The following is a 21,332-nucleotide window of genomic DNA, read 5'->3' as shown; positions in this document are numbered from 1 at the left end:
ATCAATAAGTTTCAAGCTAAAAATACAATTGTATACAATCGTATACATCAATAACCAAAAACAAGGAAGTATCGAATGAGCTTTGAAAGTGAGTCCTACGATGTGATTGTTGCTGGAGGTGGTCAGGCTGGCATCGTTGCTGCGATTGTTGCCGCCGAAAAAGGCGCGAGTGTTTGTCTGCTGGAAGGCGCTCCCAGAACCCACCGTGGTGGCAATACCCGTCACACCCGAAACCTAAGACCAATGCACGACGGCCCTATGTCTGTCTTAAGCGGTACCTACGACGAAGAAGAATATTGGCAAGACCTAATGCGTGTTACCAAAGGCAAAACCAATGAAGAACTTGCACGCTTGACGCTTCACCGCTCAACGGAGGCGGTTGATTGGTTAGAGCAGCGAGGCGTGCAGTTCCAGCCGCCGTTGGGAGGCACACTACATCTAGGAAGGACTAACGCGTTCTTCATGGGAGGCGGTAAACAGCTTGCCAATGCTCTCTATCGTCACGCTGAAAATTTGGGCATTGAGATCCACTACGATGCCATGGTCACCGACATTGAAATAAACAACGATGAATTTAAAAGTGTTTCAGTCGGCGATCAGACGATTAAAGGCAAAACATTTGTCGCCGCCGCAGGTGGTTTTGAGGCGAATGTAGAATGGCTGAAAGAGGCATGGGGCGATATTGCGGAGAACTTCCTGATCCGTGGTACTCCATACAACAAAGGCACTTTGCTGAAAATGCTGCTTAATGCAGGGATCAACTCCGTTGGCGAGCCAAACCAATGCCATGCGGTTGCGATAGATGGTCGAGCGCCACAATTTGATGGTGGGATTTGTACTCGCGTTGACTGTGTTTCTCTTGGAGTCGTCGTCAATAAGAATGCCAAACGCTTTTATGATGAGGGCGAAGATTTCTGGCCTAAGCGTTACGCGATTTGGGGCCGCCTTGTGGCCTCTCAGCCTGATCAGATTGCTCATGTCATTATCGATAGCAAAGCCAAAGGCTCGTTCATGCCTCCGGTGTTTCCAGCGGTGACAGCAAACTCAATACAAGAACTGGCCGAAAAAGTAGGCTTAGACGTTGAGGCATTCACTCAGACCATCGAAGAGTATAACGCCGCCGTTCAGCCGGGTAACTTTGATCACACCGAACTAGACCAAGTACACACCAAAGGACTTGAAGTTAACAAAACTAACTGGGCACGACGAATTGACACTCCCCCATTCTACGCCTACTCGCTGAAGCCCGGCATCACGTTCACCTACCTTGGTGTTGAGGTCAATAAGAATGCTCAGATGAGAATGTCTGATGGCAAGCTTGCCAAAAACCTATTTGCTGCTGGAGAAATTATGGCAGGCAACGTACTAGGACAAGGCTACTTAGCAGGCATTGGAATGACAATTGGAAATGTATTTGGACGAATAGCAGGAAGCGAGGCAGCGGATTATGCGATCAACAATTAAAGTAAAAGAAGTCGACAGAGTAATGACCATTTGTAATGCCTGCCGCTATTGCGAAGGTCACTGCGCCGTGTTTCAAGCAATGGAGCTTAGATTAGAGTTCAATTCAGATGATCTCGACTACTTATCTAACCTTTGCCATAACTGCGGCGCCTGTTACCACAACTGCCAATACGCGAAACCTCACGAGTTTGAACTCAACGTGCCTGGCGCCATGGCCGAGCTTAGAGAAGAGAGCTACGCACAATATGCTTGGCCAAGCTTTATGGGCTCAGCATTCAAGAACAATGGTTTTTGGGTAACTTCGTTATTATTGGTGTTAGTCACAGCATTTATGGTACTCGGTGCCTATTTCACTGGCGACAGTTTTTTCCAAGTACATGACAACGCTTTTTACGGCGTAATATCTCATAACGTAATGGTAGCGATCTTCGGTACCGTGGCGCTATTTGTTGCCATCGCTATGGTGATGTCGATTGTCAACTTCTGGAAGGTGATGCGATTACCTGCACCGTGGAAGCTAGATTGGGGATTGGTAGCCAAAGGGATTAAAGATGGCCTTACCCTCAAATACCTCGATGGAGGAAATGGTCAAGGATGCTCGTACCCTTCAGAGAAGCCATCGATGGCAAGACGTTACTTCCACCAAATGACGTTCTGGGGATTCATGCTTTGCTTCGCTGCAACCTCCACCGCAACAGTGATGCACTATGCGCTGGCGCTTCCTGCCCCGTATGACTTTATCAGTCTACCCAAACTATTTGGTGTGATTGGTGGTTTAGGTCTAATTGTTGGTCCTATTGGTCTAATGGCGCTGAAGCGTCAAGCCGTATCGGATACCAAAGGTAAAACCAACAAGGGTATGGACACGAGCTTCCTAATGCTATTGCTACTAACAAGCGTTTCCGGTCTGGGATTGATGGTTTTGCGCGATACGAGTTGGGTAGGACTTGGGCTGACGGTTCACTTAGGGATCGTTCTTACGCTCTTTATCTCGATGCCTTACGGCAAGTTTGTTCACGGTTTCTATCGCCTCATTGCCTTAATCACTTTCGTGGTAGAAAAAGAGCGTCACCAAGCGATTGTCGGTGTTGAGCCTGTCACCGAGCCAAACGCTTAATCGTATAATACTTTATATAAGCGCCTCAAAATCTGAGTAATTTTGAGGCGTTTTTTGTGTCCCATCACTTTTCTAATCAAGTAGGAATCGATAATCGTGACCTTTTCGGCAGAGACATTTACACCCTCAATGTAAACTACTCGTTAAATAGAAACCATGTATTAACACCCATTACTCCATGGAGGCTGAAATGCGAGTATTAGTAGTTGAAGACGATAAAATGATCAGCCAAGCCATTGAGCAACGCTTCACCGACCTCGGTCACGGCGTTGACTGCGCCTACGATGGCGACGTAGCCTACGCCATGGTCAGCCATACACCTTTTGATCTGATTATTCTTGATCTAAACCTCCCCTATAAATCGGGGGAACAAATCACTAAACGAATTCGACAAGTATCTGATACCCCTATATTGATTCTTACTGCAAGAAACGAGGTATTTGATCGCATCAACTTGCTTGATTTAGGGGCGGATGATTACCTAACCAAACCTTTCGATTTCGGAGAGCTTGAGGCGAGATGCCGGGCAATTGTGCGCCGTAGACAGGGCAGCGACCATAATGTGATTACCTACGGTGATATCGAGTTTGATAGTGTCAGTTGCTCGGTCAAAGTAAAAGGCGAACCTATCGACCTTAAGCAGCGTGAGTTTCGATTACTTGAAATTTTCATCACGCACCTAAACCGAGTGATGAGCAAGGAGGAGCTGATTGAGCACCTTTATGGCTACAGCAGTACGCCAAATCTTAATGCCATCGAAACCTATGTGGGTCGTCTGAGAAAATCGCTCAGTCACAGCAGTGTCGAGATCAAAACACTGCGCGGACTCGGTTATGTGCTGAACAACGCTTGCCCAAGCTAAGGGCCAGTATGTTCTCTCCCACCCGCTCGCTTCGATTCCAACTACTATTTGCTGCGACCCTCTCTCTCTGTGTGGTCGCGCTATTGGCATTAATGGCAGTAAAGCGCTATGCCTACGACACCGCGAAGATGACCTTTGATGAACGCCTAAGTAGTGCGGCGCTGCAAATTATCGATCATGTCCATTTCAATAATCTCAGTTTCAGTGTCGACATTCCCTTTTCTGCATTCAAAAGCCTGGCAAGCTCCGCTAATGACCGTGTGTTTTACTTGGTCACCTCTACAAACAACGAGTTTATTACCGGTTACGAAGAGCTACTCAATAATCCTATCGTTCAAACTCAAATCAACCAACACAACACGGTACTAGAACCAAAGCCAGACTATTTCTACCTGGATTTTATGGGAGAATCAGTGCGATTTAGTGTTGTCAGCCGCGCTATTAATACCATGCAGGGGAAGATCAATGTCTATGCCGTATTGGGACAAACCCTGCAGTCACGTATTGCCTGGGAAAGCGAAATCTACAACCAAGCTATCAAGATGCTAGTGGGTGTGATCCTCTGTTCACTGTTGGTTATTACCGCTTTGATATGGCGTGTGTTGCGCCCTATCAACGAGATAAACAGAAAGATAGCCAAGCGTTCAAACTTGGATCTCACACCGATATCGGTCGAAGGACCTCGTGAGATTAACCATCTGATCGAAACGATTAATGTCTTCATGTCGCAACTGGATGGCACCCTAAATAACCTCAAAAGCTTTACAGGAGAAGCGGCGCATCAACTCAAGACCCCGATAGCAGGAATTAAAGCTCAACTATCGGTGGCGCAAAGCAAAGTCCAAGACCCAGAGGCGCTCTCGTATATCAACAGAATATCAAGTTCAAACGACCACTTGGAACGCACCGTTGTGCAGCTTCTTAACCATGCCACCATCAAGCATCGCTTTCGTCGTGTCGAACCCCAGTCCGTTCAGTTTAACCAACTGGTAAAAAACTGCTGTCGCGACTTGGCAATGAATGCATTACAAAAAGGTGTGGAGTTGGATTATCAAGAGTCGGTTCAGTTTGTCATTCAAGGTGACGATTTTGCCTTAGCTCAGATGCTCAACAACTTAATTGAGAATGCGATCAAGTACTCTCCCAAAGACAGTAAGGTCGAGGTAGAAATCACCAAAATTGGTAGCAAAGCCACGCTTTACATTAGAGACCATGGGATCGGTATCGATGATAAGGACAAACCTCATGTTTTTGAGCGCTTCTATCGCAGTCCAAATGCACGTGAAAGTGGCACAGGCCTTGGTATGAGTATCGCCCTTGATGTTGCAGAAAAATCGAATGGCCAATTGATTCTGGAAGACACAGTACCGACTGGGCTTACAATAAAACTGCAATTTCCTCATTCAGTCTGGAAAGAGGTCTCTTCGGATGAATAACTTAACTAGACTCTTAACCTTATTATCTTTGGCTATTACTTCCAATGGATACGCTGCACTGACGTTGGAGCAAGACACACTGCACCCAGTCACTTTAAAGGTTCATGCCGCAGCCTATCTCTCGGAGATGCAGCCGCTAATCGATGATTTTGAGCGTCGCAATCCCGACATTCTTATTGACTATAAAGCAGTAAGCAGCAATCGACTTACCCAACAAATTCGAGACCCCGCTACCCCGCCGCCAGACGTTACTATCAGTTCAGTCATGGATCAGCAAATCCGTCTAGTTAATGATGGTTATGCACTGCGAACGCCCTATACCGATAAAAGCGTACTCCCTTCTTGGACCCATTGGCGAGAAGAGCTTTACGGCTTTAGTTATGAGCCAGCGGTGATTGTCTTCAATCGTGCTTTCCTCGACGGTAAACGCACGCCAACCAACCGTGTTGAGCTGATTCATTTTATTCGGCGCCATAGCAACGAACTGCAAGCAAAAATCGGTTTGTTTGATATTCGGAAAGTGGGCATGGGTTATCTACTTTGGTCATTTGAGCGCGCCCAAGCCACTAATTACGGTCAATTTTTAGAGCTGTTTAACTCCCATGATGCGCTGACGTTCAATAGCTCAGCAGCCATGCTTGAAGCCGTCAATCGGGGCGATATTAATATGGCCTACAATGTCATCGGCTCTTATGCTAAGTCCTTTGAAGAGGATAACGATGGCATCGTGGTAGTCGCTGCTACCGACTACACCCCGGTAATTATTCGAAGTGCCTTTGTAAACAAGACAACAGAAACGCCGATCCATGCGCAACGCTTTTTAAACTATCTCCTTTCTTATCAAGGGCAAAAAGTGATGGCAGAGCAAACTAACATGCCGCCAATTCGCTTGGATGTAGAAAGCGAAAAGACTGCCCACGTAATGAGAAACCGACTTGCCGAACAGCTAAAGCCTCTGCCTCTCGATGTCAGTTTGTTAGTCATTTCAGACCAAAGCAAAAAACAGATCGTCATTTCCGAATGGGAAAATGCATTAAAAGACTACGAATAGTCGTCGTGTCAGTTTGACGACAGTTTCATCTCTTAATCTGGCTTTAACAGTTGCCAAAGAGCAACAGGAATAGCCAGCAAAAGGAGTGAAGTTATGTCGAGTCAAAGTCAAATTTCATGCATGTTAATACGCGGTGGTACCTCTAAAGGTGCGTATTTTCGAGGAGAAGATCTACCAAACGATGTCCATGAGCGTGATGAAGTTTTGTTGCGCGTAATGGGCTCTGGCGATATCAGCCAGATTAATGGCATTGGTGGTGGTACGACACTGACCAGTAAGGTCGCCATCGTGTCTAAATCCACAGAGCCAGATATCGACCTAGAGTACTTGTTTGCTCAAGTCGGTGTTGAAGAACGAGTTGTCGATACTAAGCCATCGTGTGGCAATATTCTTTCAGGCATTCTGGCTTTTGCTGGCGAGAATAACCTCGTCTCTCTAAAGTCCCCCACTACCACACTGCGCGTTAAAAATACCAATACTAATACGATCATCGAAGTGTCTGGGGAAACACCCGAAGGTAAGCTCCAATACGAAGGTGACATGTCCATCGACGGCGTCCCAGGAACCGGCTCTCCTATTATGCTTAACTTTCTGGATGTGGGAGGGTCCAAAACGGGAAAACTATTCCCAACTGGAAAAAAGTCCGACATCATCGACGGCATGGAAGTCACATGCATCGATGCTGCCGTTCCTATGCTACATATAGCCGCTGAGTCTGTTGGCGTCACTGGCTACGAAACAAAACAAGAACTCGACAGCAATCAGGCGATGTTGGAACGAGTCGAACACGTAAGGCGAATCGCAGGCGAGCTGATGGGACTTGGAGATGTCTCAAACAGTGTCGTACCTAAAGTTTCGTTGCTTACTTCTCCAAAAGCGGGTGGGAACATAAGCTCTCGTTACTTTGTCCCCCACAATTGTCATGCCAGTCATGCCGTCACCGGAGCCATCGCTGTGGCAGCAGCATGTTCAATCCCTGGCACGGTGGCAAGTCGCTTAGCGTCCAGTTTGACTGATGACACGATAACGATAGAACACCCCAGCGGTCGCATCGACGTCAAGCTACAAGTCGAAGAAGGAGAGCTTGAACCCAACTTAAAGCAGGCCGCTTTGGTACGAACTGCCCGACCACTGTTTAAAGGCCAAGTTTACCCCGCAAGGTAGAAGCAGGTTGCCACCCAATTAGGGTGGCTTTTTTTTGTTTTGAACATCAATAATGTTGAGCCATGTAACGTTTTTGTTAATAACTCCTGCCGTGTCAGTTTAGTGACAGGTTGGCTTTCTAAGTTGAAGGAAATCGCCAAATAACCGAGAGCGATGAACACAGAGAAAGTACAAATGGAGGCAACATGCTTAACATGACATCTCTCAACACAATCAAAGGAATGACTGGTCGTCGTTTTCTTCAAACCCTGTTAATTGCAGCGTTTGGTATTTCTGCCATTCCCTCAAACACTCATGCAAAAGACGTTTCATTCTCGGGAGAGCGCGTCGAGCTCTTCATGCCATATAAAGAAGGTGGCGGTACCGACACTTGGGGTCGATTCTACGCACCTTACCTCAGCGAAGCGCTACCTGGCCAACCTGTGGTCGTAGTCAAAAATATCCCAGGCGGAGGCTCAACGAAGGGTGCAAACCAATTTGCTCGCCGTGGCAAAGCCAATGGTTTAAACATCTTTGCAAGCTCAGCATCAACTCAGTTCCCGTACCTACTTAAAGACCGCCGCGTTAAATACGATTATAACGACTGGCGTGTCATCCTTGCCTCACCAACTGGCGGTGTGGTTTATGTCTCACCATCGACTGGCATCAATAGTGTTGACGATCTAATCGCCAAACGTGATGAGATTAAGTTCAAATACGGAAGCCAAGGTGCAACCTCTCTCGATCTTGTGCCTATTCTAGCGATGGATCTTCTAGGTATGGATGTGCAGCCAACGTTTGGTATGAAAGGGCGTGGCGCTGGTCGTTTAGCTTTTGAGCGTGGAGAGGTCAACATCGACTATCAAACCAGTTCTGCCTACATCAAAAAGGTCACACCGCTGGTTGAAGAAGGTAAGGCAATTCCACTATTTAGCTTCGGCGTCCTCAATGAAGAAGGCAAACTTGAACGCGATCCAAACTTCCCTGATCTTCCACACTTTAGCGAAGTATACGGGCAGCTCTACCCTGACCAAGACCCAAGTCAAGGTTACCAAGCATGGCGTTCATTCTTTGTCGCTGGTTTCGCGGCTCAGAAGATGATTTTTGTACCGAAGGACACTCCAGATGAGCTTGTACAAGCATGGCGTCAAGCCGCGACGGAAGCAATCAGCTCACCTAAGTTCTCTGAAGAGTCTGTACAAGTGCTTGGCGAATACCCACAGCTTACTGGCGTTCAAGCTGAAAAGGCACTTGAAGCCGCACTATCTCTAGAAGAGCGCAACCTCAAGTGGGTACGCAACTGGCTCACTGAAAACTATAACACCAAGTTTTAATCACCATTTTGGAGCCTGCGGTTTCGGGCTCCCTTTTTCTTATCACAGGTTTGGTAAAAACGTGACGCCGTGAAATCGAGCGCACCTTTTACATCAGCCTAAACATCCATAATTATTAGAAGGCAATAGTGATGCTTGATGAACTCTTTGTCGCACTAGGCACCATACTCAGTGTTCAGCATATGGCATTTATGCTGGGCGGCGTCGTACTAGGTCTTGCCATCGGGATTTTCCCCGGTCTTGGTGGGATAGCCGGCTTATCACTGCTTCTCCCATTTCTGTATGGGATGGACCCCATTTCCGCTCTGGCAATGCTTATCGGTCTCGTTGCCGTTATCCCTACTTCGGATACCTTTACTTCCGTCCTTATGGGGATTCCTGGCTCGAGTGGCTCTCAGGCAACCGTGCTAGACGGGTTTCCAATGGCCAAAAAAGGTCAAGCAGCTCGCGCCCTTTCCGCCGCGTTTACCTCCTCTCTCTTTGGTGGCTTGTTCGGCGCGGTTATCTTAACCGGATTTGTGCTAGTAGCTCGCCCAGTCATTCTCGCTTTTGGCTCAGCCGAACTGTTTATGCTGACACTGCTTGGCTTAACTATGGTAGGTGCTCTAGCCGGAAAGAGCCTAATTAAGGGTCTTACTGCCTGCGGGCTCGGTGTCTTGCTCGGCAGTGTCGGCAGTGCACCGGCGACGGGTGAGTATCGAATGACGTTTGATAACTTCTATTTGATGGATGGTTTGCCTCTGGTCGTTGTTGGTTTGGGTATTTTTGCGTTACCAGAAATCATCGACCTGCTGCGTCAAAACAAACCTATCGCAAGTGCAAGTCAACTCGGTAGCGGCTGGCTAAGTGGCATCAAGGACTTTTTTAAAAACAAATGGTTAGCGATGCGATGCAGTATCATAGGCTGCGTGGTTGGCGCACTTCCTGGCTTAGGCGGGAGTGTTGTTGACTGGATCGCTTACGGCCACGCCGTTCAAACTACCAAGAAAGACGCTGATTTTGGACATGGTGATGTCCGAGGCGTTATTGCTCCTGAGTCCTCAAACAACGCCAAAGAAGGCGGTGGCCTTGTGCCAACACTGCTATTCGGGATCCCAGGTTCTGGCGGAATGGCGGTATTCCTTGGCGGTATGGTATTAGTGGGCTTGGAGCCAGGCCCGGCGATGGTGAGTACAGACCTAGATGTCACCTACACCATTGTGTGGTCACTGGCGATTGCTAACCTATTTGGCGCGGCAGCGTGTATGTTTATCTCCCCTTGGGTCGCTAAACTCACCACGATTCGCTACACCCTTCTCGCTCCGTTTATGGTGATGGTGATCTGTTTTGCGGCTTACCAAGCAACTCGCGATCTAGGTGACCTAGTTTCACTCTTGGCGATCAGCGTTCTTGGTGTCCTCATGAAACGATTCGACTGGCCACGCCCAGCATTTCTTATCGGCTTCGTATTGGCTAGCGGCATGGAAACCTATCTCTACCAAGCTGTGCAGTTTGATGGTGTTGGCTTCCTGCTCCGTCCAGGTGTCATGATCATTGGTGCGATTACACTATTATCTCTGTTCTTTATGATTCGTTCGAATGCTAAAAAGAAAGCGGCAGATGAGCCTAAGCCAATTGTGAGCGCGCAGCCCCATGTCCGTCGTCCACAACAACTGTTCGCTATCGCGGTTAACCTTGTTTTCGCTTACGCAATTTACGACGGTTACCAGCAAAGCTTCTTAGGCGGGATCTTTACTATCGTCATTGCGAGCTTTATGTGGCTACTCTCAGCCATCATCACCTATCGCTTGTTTACCGACTCTGAGTTCAATCCCATTTACTTCGACAATGAATACGAACAAGGGTATGCCTATGACACCGATACAACCAGCCTGTGGCACTACCTCTACTGGCTTGCCGCTCTAATTATCGGTTGCTACTTCGTAGGTTATGTCATCGCAATTACTGTGTTCTTCTGTGTGTTCTTAGTCAATAAAGCGGGCGTGTCTTTGGTACGTGCAGTGTCAATGACAGCTGCGGCATCAGGCTTCCTTCTTGGGTTAACGCACTTGATGGTGCTCGACTTACCAATCGGCCTTCTTCAAGAGAATGTCGATTTACCGTGGCCTATTGGATAACTGGGAGAGAAACTATGTCGATAAGAACCATTTTAATGCCATTCGCCACAACTCAAAATGCTCAAGAGCGCCTCGCCGGCGCGCTTGAAGTGGCTAAGTATTTCGAAGCTCATTTAGAAGTCATGCACGCGCAAGTTGGCGCTGGGCAGCTACTGCCATCTGAGAATCGATTGATAAGCAGAAGCCTCTATCAAAAAATCGACCAAATGGTAAATGAGTACATTGAAGAGAGCATCTCTGAGTCTAAAGAAGTGTTTAACCGACTTTGTGACGATCACAGAGTCAAGGTTTCAGAGCCTGTTCTAGGTGAGACGACAGCGCTTTGGCACGATATTTTTCGCTATCGTGCTGAAGTTGTCAGCGAGCATGGCAAAGTCTCCGACTTAATCGTTATTCCTAAACCCAGTAACGGCAAAACAAGCGTTAGCTTTGAAGCGGCAATTAAACACAGCGCACGTCCAGTGCTGCTGATGCCGCGCAAACAATCTCATTTCAATCCACAGACCATCATGATTGCATGGAATGGCGATGCCGCAGCAGCGAGAGCCGTTCACGCATCTCTGCCAATTCTCAAAAAAGCTAAAGAAGTGGTGGTCGTGAGTAGTGAGCGCTCTTTAGTGGATAAGCCAGATCAATACGCCTTGGCTAAATACCTAGAGGCTCACGATGTGCAAGTGTCAAACTCTGTACTTGATACTAATAAAAGGGAAACACCAAAAGCCCTACTCGACTTTGCACAAACATTACCCGCTGATCTCATCATTGCTGGCGCATTCGCACACCGCAATTTAAGCAGATTAGTATTTGGTGGCGTTACCAAGAAGCTGCTTTTTAACCAGACTATCCCATTACTTGTGATGAGTTAACGAACCACTAGGAGCAACGATGATTAAAGGACTTATCAAACTGTTAGCGCTATTATCGCTCACAGTCAGTGCAGCCAACCCGTCTACAAACCAGTATCAGAGCGAGGTATTTTTTGTTGGGGGCAACTATAAAAAGGTAAATGGCTCTACCTTATTTACCGGGCAAATGTTTGTAGAAAAGTGGACTCCAGAGAAAGTAACCCAGCCTCTGCCTATCGTTCTAATCCACGGTGCTGGTCAATCTGCCGTCAACTGGATGACAACACCAGACGGTAGAAAAGGTTGGGCACACTATTTCATTAACCAAGGATATGTTGTCTACATGGTTGATCAACCAGCGCGATCCCGCTCGGCCTGGCACCCTGCCACAAATGGTGATTTGAGAATCTTTAGCGCTGAGGTGATCGAGAAGAAGTTTACCGCATCGGCCCAGTTTGAAGGGCAATGGCCTCAAGCCGGGTTACATACTCAATGGCCAGGTTCTGGACGACAGGGCGATCCGGTTTTTGATCAGTATTATTCAAGCATTGTCGAGTCTTTGAAATCACACGTTGAAAGCAGCGAGCTTGTTAGTGCTGCAGGAGTCGCTTTGCTCGATAAGATAGGTCCCGCCATCCTACTTACACACTCACAGTCAGGCCCCTTTGGATGGCTTATTGCTGACAAGCGCCCTAACCTAGTTAAAGCCATCGTCACTATCGAGCCTAGTGGCCCACCAATTAAAAACAAAGCAGGAAAATCAAGCTTGCCTTGGGGAGTGAGCGTTATACCAGTGACCTATGAACCAGCAATAGCTATGCCCGAAGAATTAGTCGTCGCTCAACAACCAATAGCAGACAGCAAAACCCTTGTTCGTTGTTGGGAACAGCAAGAACCTGCACGACAGCTTGTTAATCTCAAAGGAATACCGGTCTTGTTTATGGTGAGTGAGTCTTCATATCATGCCGAATATGACCACTGTACTTCGAACTGGCTAACACAAGCGGGAGTGAACAATGACTTCCTTCGACTTGAGCAACAAGGCATACACGGAAATGGTCATATGTTAATGCTAGAGAAAAACAATATGGAGATAGTAAAACTAATCAATAGCTGGTTATTGAAAAAGACCGCTGCGTTAAATTGATTAGAATATTACTAGAAGATTGGAAGGCAAGAATTGGAGCGTGCAGCGGGAATCGAACCCGCTGCATCAGCATGGAAGCGCTACACCTTCTCAAATAACGAACATGATCGACACAAAAAACCATCGTTCAATCAAGGATTGATTAGCTAGAAAGATCGCCGTAGTGAATCGTTATAGTTAAAAGTCAAAGCCAAATATCGTTTGATAACGGTAATAATTCTCAGGTTCCAGTATACAACTCGGTTGATTCCACTCTCGCTGATTCGGCGAGTCTGGTAAAAACTGAGTCTCTAATGCAACACCTGCATACTGGTCGTAGGAACCGCCTTCTCGATTTGGTTCACCCTCTAACCAATTTCCCGTATAAAGTTGTATAGCCGGCTTGTTTGTGATGATTGATAAAGTCACCAAGTTATCCGGTGCGACTAACGTCAATACTGGTTTAGAAACAACACGCTTAGGATCAAAAAGGTAGCAATGGTCATAACCGTGTGCAATACACTGCTGCTTATCTTTAAGGAGGTCGTCTCCAATCTGTTTCGAAGTACGAAAGTCGAAACCTGTTTCTGACACATCAGATAACTCCCCCAATGGGATCCCTTTATCATTGGTCGGTACGTAGTAATCTGCATCTATCTTCAATTGGTGCGTGAGGCAGTCTCTGTTTTGTGCCGAAAGGTTGAAGTAGGCGTGATTAGTCAAACCAACAGGTGTAGCCTTATCAGTTCTGGCCAAATACGTCACCTCAACCTGGTTGGTGTCAGTTAACGTATAGGTCACGCTTACGCAGAGGTTACCGGGGAAGCCTTGGTCGCCATCGGGTGAATCTAGAGCAAAGGTCACCTGTTGCCGAGATTGATTCAGAACCTCCCACCTTCGTTTATCAAACCCTTGGCTACCACCATGCAGGCAGTTACCCGCCTGATTTCGACTGACACTGTATCTCTTCCCTGAAATGGTAAACTGACCGTTAGCTATTCGGTTCGCATAACGCCCCACTGTCGAACCCATAAAACTGGTGTGTTGATTAAACTGCGCAATACTGCCAACTCCCAAAAGCACTTCACGTATCTCGCCGCCGGATAGTGGCAGGCGACAACTTAACCAAGTCGCACCGATGTCCATAAAGCTCACGGTCATCCCATAGCTATTCTTGAGCTCGATAAATTTGGCTGGCATGCCGTCGCTGAATGCGTGCTGGGTTATCGTTGACTCTAAAGTTTCATTCATTTTCTCACCAACTACTTACTCAGCCAACACCAAGCCTGCGCCGTTCTTAGCCTTACAAACATAAATGGACTCTTTTAGGCCAGTTTCACGTTGATAGTTATCTTGAACTGCGGTGGTAACTTGCTCCACTAACTCTGGCGGAACAAGTGCAACAATACAGCCACCAAAACCGCCGCCGGTCATACGCACTCCTCCCTCCTCGCCAACAACGCCTTTAACTATGTCTACTAGAAGGTCAATCTCACTCACTGTAATTTCAAAGTCATCACGCATCGAAGCGTGCGACTCTGCCATCAATGCCCCTAGACCTTTTATATCGTGGTCACGCAGCGCCTGAGCGGCTTTTAGTGTGCGATCGTTTTCTGTTATTACATGTCGAGCACGACTTGCTACGATGCTATCTAACAATGAACACTTTTCGTTAAACTGTTCAAGCGAGACATCACGTAGTGCTGGCACACCAAATACACGAGCAGCCTCTTCACACTGCTCCCGGCGGGTATTGTATTCACTATCAACCAAACCTCGCTTTTTATTTGAGTTGATAATCATGACCGTCATGTCTTCAGGCATCGGCACCAACTCGGTTTCAAACGTTCTGCAATCGAGAAGCATGGCATGGTTCTCACGCCCCTCTGCAGAAATCATCTGATCCATAATCCCGCAGTTACAACCAACAAACTTGTTTTCTGCTTGCTGCCCATTGAGAGCAATTTCCGCTTGGCTGATCTCAAGGTTGTAGAGCACCTTAAACGTCTGCCCGATCACGACCTCAAGCGCAGCGGAAGAGCTCAGTCCAGCACCTTGCGGTACATTGCCGCTGATGGCAATATCTGCACCGCCAAACCTATAGCCTCTTGCTAGAAGGCATTTAACGACCCCTCGAATGTAGTTAGGCCACATCTGATCTTGTTTGAATGTAATCTCTTCATTAAGGTCAAACTCATCAACCGCATTGCCGTAATCCGTAGAGACAACACGAACTAATGTGTCGTCACGTTTAGTGGCGGCTACGACGGTCTTATAGTCAATGGCGCACGGCAATACGAAGCCATCATTGTAATCGGTATGTTCACCGATCAAGTTAACACGCCCAGGTGCTTGAACAATGTGGCTAGGCTTGTATCCCAATACAACTTCAAAAGAAGCAGTGACATTTTGAATTAACTCGGACATAGGGTTGTTCTCTTATTATTTACTAGCGAACAAAAGGCGTTGTTCTGCCCTTTGATAACAACAATTACAGCTGCTCTTTATAATGAACATCACTCAAGTCACGTAGACGCTGTGCCGCTTGTTCTGCGGTCAAGTCTCGCTGGCTTTCAGCAAGCATCTCGTAACCAACCATAAACTTTCGAACCGTTGCACTACGTAACAATGGTGGGTAAAACAATGCATGAAGCTGCCAATGCTCAATATCGGTTCCTTGCTCAAAAAACGGCGCATAATGCCAACCCATTGAATATGGGAAAGAACAGTTGAACAAGTTGTCATAACGACTGGTTAGTTTTTTCATGGCCAAAGCTAGGTCGTCGCGCTGCTCATTATTAAGTTCATTCATGCGACGGACATGCGTTTTAGGCAATAGCATGGTCTCGAAAGGCCACGCCGCCCAATAAGGCACTACCGCAACCCAATGCTCAGTTTCAACGACAATACGCGAACCATCTTCAAGCTCAGCCTCGACGTAATCGACGAGCAAATTTCTCCCGTGCTGTTGATAGTATTCCTTGAGATGGACTTCCTTATTAGCAATCTCATTGGGTAAGAAGCTATTTGCCCAAATCTGTCCATGTGGATGGGGCTGCGAGCACCCCATCGCTTCTCCCTTGTTTTCAAAAGCTTGCACCCACAAGTATTCTTTACCCAATTCTTCAATCTGCTCGTTCCAAGTGTCTACAACACCACGGATCTGAGTCACAGACAGTTCAGGTAATGACTTGCTGTGATCTGGAGAAAAACAAATTACGAGACTGAGGCCTCGTGCACTTTGAGCTCTAAACAGTGGGTGATCACTTTCTGGTGCATTAGGTGAATCAGACATCAACGCAGCGAAGTCATTGTTGAACACATACGTGCCTTGATAGTCGGGGTTAACATCACCGGAGATACGCTCGTTGGTAGGACACAAAAAACACTGGCCATCATAAGCAGGTAACTCATCGGTTGCAGGCTTCTCGTCGGCTCCACTCCAAGGACGCTTTGCTCGATGAGGAGACACCAACACCCAGTTTCCCGTCAAGGGGTTGAAGCGGCGATGGGGATGATCAACAGGATTAAACTCAATTTTCGACATTTCTATTTCTCACTATTTAAATACTGGTTGAGCCGCACTAGTAACCGCTCGGATTATTGGATTGCCAATGCCAAGTATCTCGCGCCATTTCATTAATAGTTCGCGTCGCCTTCCATTGGAGATCACGTTCTGCCTTACCTGGGCTCGACCAGCACTCAGCGATATCTCCTGCCCTACGCTCACAAAGCTCATAGGGGATCGGTTCTCCGCAAGCAGATGAGAAAGCCGATACCATGTCGAGTACACTGGAACCACGACCAGTCCCAAGATTGTAAACATGCAAACCGGATTCTTGACCCACCGTTTTCAATGCAGCGATGTGTCCATCGGCCAAATCCATGACGTGTATGTAATCACGAACACCGGTACCATCATGAGTTGGGTAGTCACTACCAAATACGGAGAGTTTTTCTCGGCGCCCGACGGCAACCTGAGCAATATAGGGCATTAGATTGTTGGGTATGCCCTGCGGATCCTCTCCTATAGAACCAGACGGATGCGCTCCAACAGGATTGAAATAACGCAACAAAGTAATACTCCATTCTTTATCTACATTAAACAGATCCCTCAGGCACTCCTCTACCATGTACTTGCTGCGTCCATATGGGTTGGTAGTAGCGCCTGTTGGGGCATCTTCAGTAATTGGCACACTTTGCGGATCACCATAAACGGTCGCCGATGAGCTGAAAACCAATCGCTTAACACTCGCCTTGCGCATACAACGAGCCAAGACCAAAGAACCGTTGACATTATTGTCATAGTATTCGAGAGGCTTAGCGACAGACTCGCCAACCGCTTTTAGCCCTGCAAAATGAATAACGGCATGAATATCATGAGCTTCAAACACCGAATCGAGAAACGCTTCATCGCGAACATCTCCCTCGCAAAACGTCGGCTGTTTCCCAGTAAGTAATTCAATTCGACTGAGCACCTCAACTTTCGCATTACACAAGTTATCAACGATAATAGGTTCAATACCTGCCTCTATCATCTGTACACAAGTGTGGCTACCGATATACCCTACGCCGCCTGTCACCAGAACTTTCATTTTCCCTCTCCACTCATTTTCGATGTTGAGCATCACTCAGTTGTCAAAACACTCTTTGTAGCGTTTTCAATCTGCTTAAAATACTAACAACCATTCAGAATGAGTTTCCGTGATCAAGATCGACTTAGTGTAAACGTTACCACTAAAATCCCACCTAGTGAAACGCCTGATTCATTGTGTAGACCCTCATTCGGAGTATGAAAACACCAAAACACGCAGGACAAGCAATGAACCATATGGAAACGTTTACAAAGATGAAGGATGTTTCTCATTGAAGTGAGTAAGCCCACAAAGATAAGCGGAGGCTAAGGAGGGAAAAGCTGGCACCAGTCCGTTGCCGTTAGATACCAAAAAAGGCTAGAAATCACATCGTGTGAATTAGCAATAGCAACATTCGAATTGCTCGAGTTGGAGTGCATATTGCTCGTGTTTGTCGGGAATATGCTAGTCGCTTTGGGTAGTGTTTTACCATGCTTCTGCATTACCGAATTAGGTGTAGTTTCTACACCTGAGACCACTATCCAGACGCTAGGTTAGACACTTACCAACTGATTCTTATAGCTTTTCAATTGCTAACATTTTATTCGCAGTCTTAATTATCATTTTATGGCGATAGTCATATTTAGTCATTACTTTATGGAGTATCTTAACAACAAGTTTCAAATAACGGCTGGTGCCAATGATCTTAGAATCCATTTACTCATTTGAATCACACACCGAATTAACCCGTTTTTCAAAAAAGCAGGTAGTGTACCGTAATGGCAAGTCAGCTAAAGGGTTCTACTATGTTGAACGTGGTCAGATTGGTTTGTATCAAGTCACCGAAAGTGGCAAAGAGTCACTGTTAAGAATCTATGGCCCTGGCAGCTACTTTGGCTATCGCTCGCTGTTTACTGGCCAAAACTACCCTTCAACCGCCAGAGCTATGCTAGATAGCGAGATCGTTAAGATTACTGTAAACGATTTTAAATCGCTTGATGAACTCGCCCCTAGCCTTGCCAGTTACCTAATGAAAGAAGTCTGCTTTGAACTTGGAGAAGCAGAGAAAAGGTTAATGCAGTTCAACGCTTTTAGCGCCAAGAAACGTATTCTCGATACTATCTCGCATTTCTTTGAAATGTATCCAGATTACCCGTGGACCTATCGAGAAATTGCGGAATACAGTGGAACAGATATCACGACAGTTATACGTTATTGCAAGACTTTAAAAGAGACCGGAGTGTTGCAAAAAGAGAGCCGCAAACCGAGTCCAGTTGATTTGAATTTGTTAGTCAATTATCGCAAATCCCTAGCTTAGAACCATCATGATGAAAAAACTCAAAAACACCAACCATCACTCATGGCGCGATCATGGCGAAGCGCCGGATTACCGTTTTTCTCTCGCTAACGAGCGAACCTATTTAGCATGGATAAGGACTTCACTTGCATCGTTAGCTGGTGCAATTGCTTTAGACCAGCTTGCGCCAGGTTTAGCTAGTCCATTAGTACGTGTGTTAATTTCTTCATTTTTGTGTTTGTGCGCAGGGCTACTAGCTGTGTTTGCCTACCGCCGATGGGCCGACAATGAAAAGGCAATGCGAAATAAGGCTCAGCTAAGATACACCAGCTTTCTCAAAGTCATAAGTGGCACTATGTTGCTGTTAACACTGACTGTCATACTCGCGATTACACTATGAACTTGATTCGCGACAAAGGACTTCAACCCGAGCGAACCTCGATGTCGTGGCTAAGAACCCAATTAGTGTTGTTCTGCGTTGGCTTGATATACATAAGAGGGACGGTCGAGTTCGTCCCCTTAGTATGGATAGGCTTGACGGCCATGGTATTTGCATCAGTGAGTACTTTGTACAACAAGATCCGTTTTACTCGCCAATTCTTTGATCGTATGGCGGTCTCTCACGATGAAGCGCGAGTGAAAGTCGCTCTAAGCGCTGTGATTTTGCTGCTGTCAGGCAGTTATCTGCTTTTCATCTGGCACCAATTTTTGTTTTAGGATTACCCATGCAACAAATACCCTCTTGTCACGTCATGGCGAAGCCTTCTGGCTCTGTCTGCAATATTGACTGCAAATACTGCTTCTATCTTGAGAAGGACATGCTCTATCCTGAAAGGCAACAGAACTGGCGTATGTCAGATGAAACGTTGGAGCAATTTGTTCGACAACACATTGAAGCTCAGCAAAGCGAGTTCGTTGATTTTGCTTGGCAAGGTGGTGAGCCGACTCTATTAGGTTTGGAGTTCTACCAACGAGTGGTGGAGCTTTGTGACAAGTATGGCGGTGGAAAGTCTATTCGACATGCTTTTCAAACTAATGGATTAGTGCTTAATGACGAATGGTGCGAGTTTTTCAAACGACACCAATTTCTGATTGGTGTCTCAATTGATGGCCCAGAAGACCTACACGATCACTATCGAGTGACCCGCTCCAAACGCGGAACGCACAATAAAGTTATGGAAGCCATAAAGCTTCTAAACAAACACGGTGTCGAGTTCAATACGTTAACGGTAGTCAATGCTAAAAATGTACAGCAGCCAATGCGCGTATATGAGTTTTTGAAAAGCATCGGTTCTACATTTATCCAGTTTATCCCTATCGTCGAGAGAGAAACGACTCAAAGTGAACAGCTTACGTTAGCTGCACCGGGTGAGACCATGTCTCCTGTCACACCCTGGTCAGTCACTCCTGACGCTTACGGCAAGTTCCTCAATGCCATCTTCGACCACTGGGTAAGACATGATGTGGGACACACTTTTGTTCAGAGCTTCGATTCCACACTTGCTAGCTGGCTAGGAGAACCGGCGGGAGTGTGCATTTTCTCTCAGCGTTGCGGTCACGCTTTTGCACTTGAAGCGAATGGCGACCTCTATCAATGCGATCATTATGTCTATCCCGAATACAAACTCGGTAATATTCACCAAGCCTCTATTCAAGAGATGAACAACTCACAAGAAGCGATTCAGTTTGGCAAAGACAAGTCAGAAACGCTCAACCAAAAATGTCTGGACTGTCGGTATCGCTTTGCCTGTCACGGTGGATGCCCAAAGCATCGTTTTGAGCTCGGTCCAAGCGGTAAGCCAGATCACAACTATCTATGTCACGCCTACTTTAGCCACTTTAAACATACTGAAGAGCCCATGAAGATCATGGCACAGTTGCTCAAACATGGAAGACCAGCGTCAGACATTATGATTTACTTGAAAGAGCGTGCGCTTTCGCAAAGCAACCAGAAATCCATCGGTCGAAACAGCCCTTGCCCTTGTGGAAGCAGCAAAAAGTATAAGCGTTGTTGCGGTGCAAACTAGCCGCCATCGACACCCTAGCATTTGCGGGTAGGCAGATAAAACCACTCAGCTCTGTTCCACATTATGGGAACATATTTCTCTTGAAAGGAACAATGATACCTATCACGGTTGTAAAGCAACAAATCCAATACGCTTTGTTGATAAGGAAATCAAAGAGGTAGATTAAATGTCTCAAAATCTTGGTAATCAAGCACTAAACAAAGCCATCGATGTTATCGACGCAATTGCCGATGGTCACCGACAGCTCAAGACGATATGCCAACATACCGAGCTACCGAAGTCGACTGTGCACCGTATCCTCCAAGGGCTCATTGAAGCTCGATACATTCGTGAAGTGAAAGGGTTAGGTTTGGTACTCGGCACTAAGATGATTCAGCTTGGCAACCGTGCTCAGAAGGATATGCCACTAAAAGAAATTGCTCATCCACTGCTGTGCGAGCTGGCAGAAGAAACCAAAGATACCGTCCACCTTGGTATCAAGGATGAGGACCACATTTTTTATCTCGATAAGATTTCTGGGAAACGAGCAATAGAGCTACGCTCGCGTATTGGTGATCGACTGCCTTTAGCAGCGACTGGTATTGGTAAATCTCTAATGATCGATATGCCGCAAATGGAGTGGCGTCGACTGATTAAAAAGGAAAAGAATCTCGATCTCAACGAAATGTTGGATCGTATGGCCAACTACTCAAAACATGACTTTAGCTTTGACTTAGAAGATAACGAAGAGCTGGTACGCTGCGTTGCGGTACCGATTCGCAACAAGTATGGCAACATCATTGCTGCTATCTCGGTGACCAGTATTAAGCCATACATGCCCGATGAACGAATGGACAGCTTAATCGGCACACTGAAGCATTACAGTGACTTAATTTCCAAACGTATTAACTAAAGAGGTCCGCCAAATGGCGGACCTTGTTTTTGAGGACTATCGCTACG

General features: G+C 46.6%; 19 protein-coding genes. 15 read left to right on the top strand and 4 right to left on the bottom strand.

Features of this window, described 5'->3' with window-relative positions; translation table 11 throughout:
- Positions 1 to 75 precede the first annotated feature (75 nt).
- The 10 genes from tcuA (at position 76) to LY387_RS23215 (ending at position 12,516) form a co-directional block, all read left to right on the top strand.
- Positions 76 to 1,464 (top strand): FAD-dependent tricarballylate dehydrogenase TcuA, encoded by a 1,389-nt coding sequence (tcuA, locus tag LY387_RS23260; protein WP_234496548.1) that lies wholly within the window; start codon positions 76 to 78, stop codon positions 1,462 to 1,464.
- Positions 1,448 to 2,581 (top strand): tricarballylate utilization 4Fe-4S protein TcuB, encoded by a 1,134-nt coding sequence (gene tcuB, locus LY387_RS23255; protein ID WP_234496547.1) that lies wholly within the window; start codon positions 1,448 to 1,450, stop codon positions 2,579 to 2,581. Before tcuA ends, tcuB begins: the two co-directional genes overlap by 17 nt.
- A 190-nt stretch (positions 2,582 to 2,771) precedes the next feature.
- Entirely contained in the window at positions 2,772 to 3,443 is a 672-nt protein-coding gene (locus LY387_RS23250; RefSeq protein ID WP_234496546.1) for a response regulator transcription factor, read from the top strand.
- 8 nt (positions 3,444 to 3,451) lie between these two features.
- On the top strand, positions 3,452 to 4,879 hold the full coding sequence (locus LY387_RS23245) for a sensor histidine kinase (RefSeq protein ID WP_234496545.1): 1,428 nt from the start codon (positions 3,452 to 3,454) through the stop codon (positions 4,877 to 4,879).
- Positions 4,872 to 5,930, top strand: coding sequence for an ABC transporter substrate-binding protein (locus LY387_RS23240; RefSeq protein ID WP_234496544.1), 1,059 nt, complete (start codon positions 4,872 to 4,874; stop codon positions 5,928 to 5,930). The genes LY387_RS23245 and LY387_RS23240 overlap by 8 nt, the downstream gene beginning before the upstream one ends.
- Before the next feature lie 93 nt (positions 5,931 to 6,023).
- Entirely contained in the window at positions 6,024 to 7,094 is a 1,071-nt protein-coding gene (locus tag LY387_RS23235) for a 4-oxalomesaconate tautomerase (RefSeq protein WP_234496543.1), read from the top strand.
- Positions 7,095 to 7,279: 185 nt separating this feature from the next.
- The gene (locus LY387_RS23230; RefSeq protein ID WP_234496542.1) at positions 7,280 to 8,407 is read left to right on the top strand and encodes a Bug family tripartite tricarboxylate transporter substrate binding protein; all 1,128 of its coding nucleotides are present in this window, start codon (positions 7,280 to 7,282) and stop codon (positions 8,405 to 8,407) included.
- A gap of 131 nt (positions 8,408 to 8,538) precedes the next feature.
- Positions 8,539 to 10,524: a tripartite tricarboxylate transporter permease gene (locus tag LY387_RS23225; protein WP_234496541.1), complete on the top strand. Its 1,986-nt coding sequence runs from the start codon at positions 8,539 to 8,541 to the stop codon at positions 10,522 to 10,524.
- A 14-nt stretch (positions 10,525 to 10,538) separates the two neighbouring features.
- Complete coding sequence (locus tag LY387_RS23220; RefSeq protein WP_234496540.1) at positions 10,539 to 11,390, top strand: universal stress protein; 852 nt, start codon at positions 10,539 to 10,541, stop codon at positions 11,388 to 11,390.
- 19 nt (positions 11,391 to 11,409) lie between these two features.
- A complete protein-coding gene (locus LY387_RS23215; RefSeq protein ID WP_234496539.1) occupies positions 11,410 to 12,516 on the top strand; it encodes an alpha/beta hydrolase in 1,107 nt (368 codons plus the stop codon).
- A gap of 177 nt (positions 12,517 to 12,693) precedes the next feature.
- Here the strand turns inward: LY387_RS23215 and galM are convergent, their stop codons facing one another.
- The 4 genes from galM to galE all read right to left on the bottom strand — a co-directional run bounded on the left by galM (position 12,694) and on the right by galE (position 17,090).
- Positions 12,694 to 13,746, bottom strand: a complete 1,053-nt coding sequence (gene galM / locus LY387_RS23210; protein ID WP_234496538.1) for a galactose-1-epimerase — start codon at positions 13,744 to 13,746, stop codon at positions 12,694 to 12,696.
- A gap of 15 nt (positions 13,747 to 13,761) precedes the next feature.
- Complete coding sequence (galK, locus tag LY387_RS23205) at positions 13,762 to 14,922, bottom strand: galactokinase (RefSeq protein ID WP_234496537.1); 1,161 nt, start codon at positions 14,920 to 14,922, stop codon at positions 13,762 to 13,764.
- Between the two features lie 64 nt (positions 14,923 to 14,986).
- On the bottom strand, positions 14,987 to 16,042 hold the full coding sequence (locus tag LY387_RS23200) for a UDP-glucose--hexose-1-phosphate uridylyltransferase (RefSeq protein ID WP_234496536.1): 1,056 nt from the start codon (positions 16,040 to 16,042) through the stop codon (positions 14,987 to 14,989).
- 37 nt (positions 16,043 to 16,079) lie between these two features.
- Positions 16,080 to 17,090 carry a UDP-glucose 4-epimerase GalE gene (galE, locus tag LY387_RS23195; RefSeq protein ID WP_234496535.1) on the bottom strand — a complete coding sequence of 337 codons (1,011 nt, stop codon included), beginning with the start codon at positions 17,088 to 17,090 and terminating at the stop codon, positions 16,080 to 16,082.
- Between the two features lie 679 nt (positions 17,091 to 17,769).
- Here galE and LY387_RS23190 point away from each other — a divergent pair.
- The 5 genes from LY387_RS23190 to LY387_RS23170 all read left to right on the top strand — a co-directional run bounded on the left by LY387_RS23190 (position 17,770) and on the right by LY387_RS23170 (position 21,285).
- Complete coding sequence (locus LY387_RS23190; RefSeq protein WP_234496534.1) at positions 17,770 to 18,387, top strand: Crp/Fnr family transcriptional regulator; 618 nt, start codon at positions 17,770 to 17,772, stop codon at positions 18,385 to 18,387.
- 7 nt (positions 18,388 to 18,394) lie between these two features.
- The gene (locus LY387_RS23185; RefSeq protein ID WP_419153460.1) at positions 18,395 to 18,766 is read left to right on the top strand and encodes a YidH family protein; all 372 of its coding nucleotides are present in this window, start codon (positions 18,395 to 18,397) and stop codon (positions 18,764 to 18,766) included.
- The gene (locus LY387_RS23180; RefSeq protein ID WP_234496533.1) at positions 18,763 to 19,083 is read left to right on the top strand and encodes a DUF202 domain-containing protein; all 321 of its coding nucleotides are present in this window, start codon (positions 18,763 to 18,765) and stop codon (positions 19,081 to 19,083) included. The genes LY387_RS23185 and LY387_RS23180 overlap by 4 nt, the downstream gene beginning before the upstream one ends.
- An 8-nt stretch (positions 19,084 to 19,091) precedes the next feature.
- The gene (locus LY387_RS23175) at positions 19,092 to 20,393 is read left to right on the top strand and encodes an anaerobic sulfatase maturase (protein WP_234496532.1); all 1,302 of its coding nucleotides are present in this window, start codon (positions 19,092 to 19,094) and stop codon (positions 20,391 to 20,393) included.
- Positions 20,394 to 20,559: 166 nt separating this feature from the next.
- On the top strand, positions 20,560 to 21,285 hold the full coding sequence (locus LY387_RS23170) for an IclR family transcriptional regulator (protein WP_234496531.1): 726 nt from the start codon (positions 20,560 to 20,562) through the stop codon (positions 21,283 to 21,285).
- Positions 21,286 to 21,332: the final 47 nt, after the last annotated feature.

This window comes from Vibrio maritimus, from assembly GCF_021441885.1.
Lineage (GTDB): Bacteria > Pseudomonadota > Gammaproteobacteria > Enterobacterales > Vibrionaceae > Vibrio > Vibrio maritimus_B.
The sequence above is the reverse complement of the archived record's forward strand: the minus strand, read 5'-3'. Positions and strand labels throughout refer to the sequence as shown.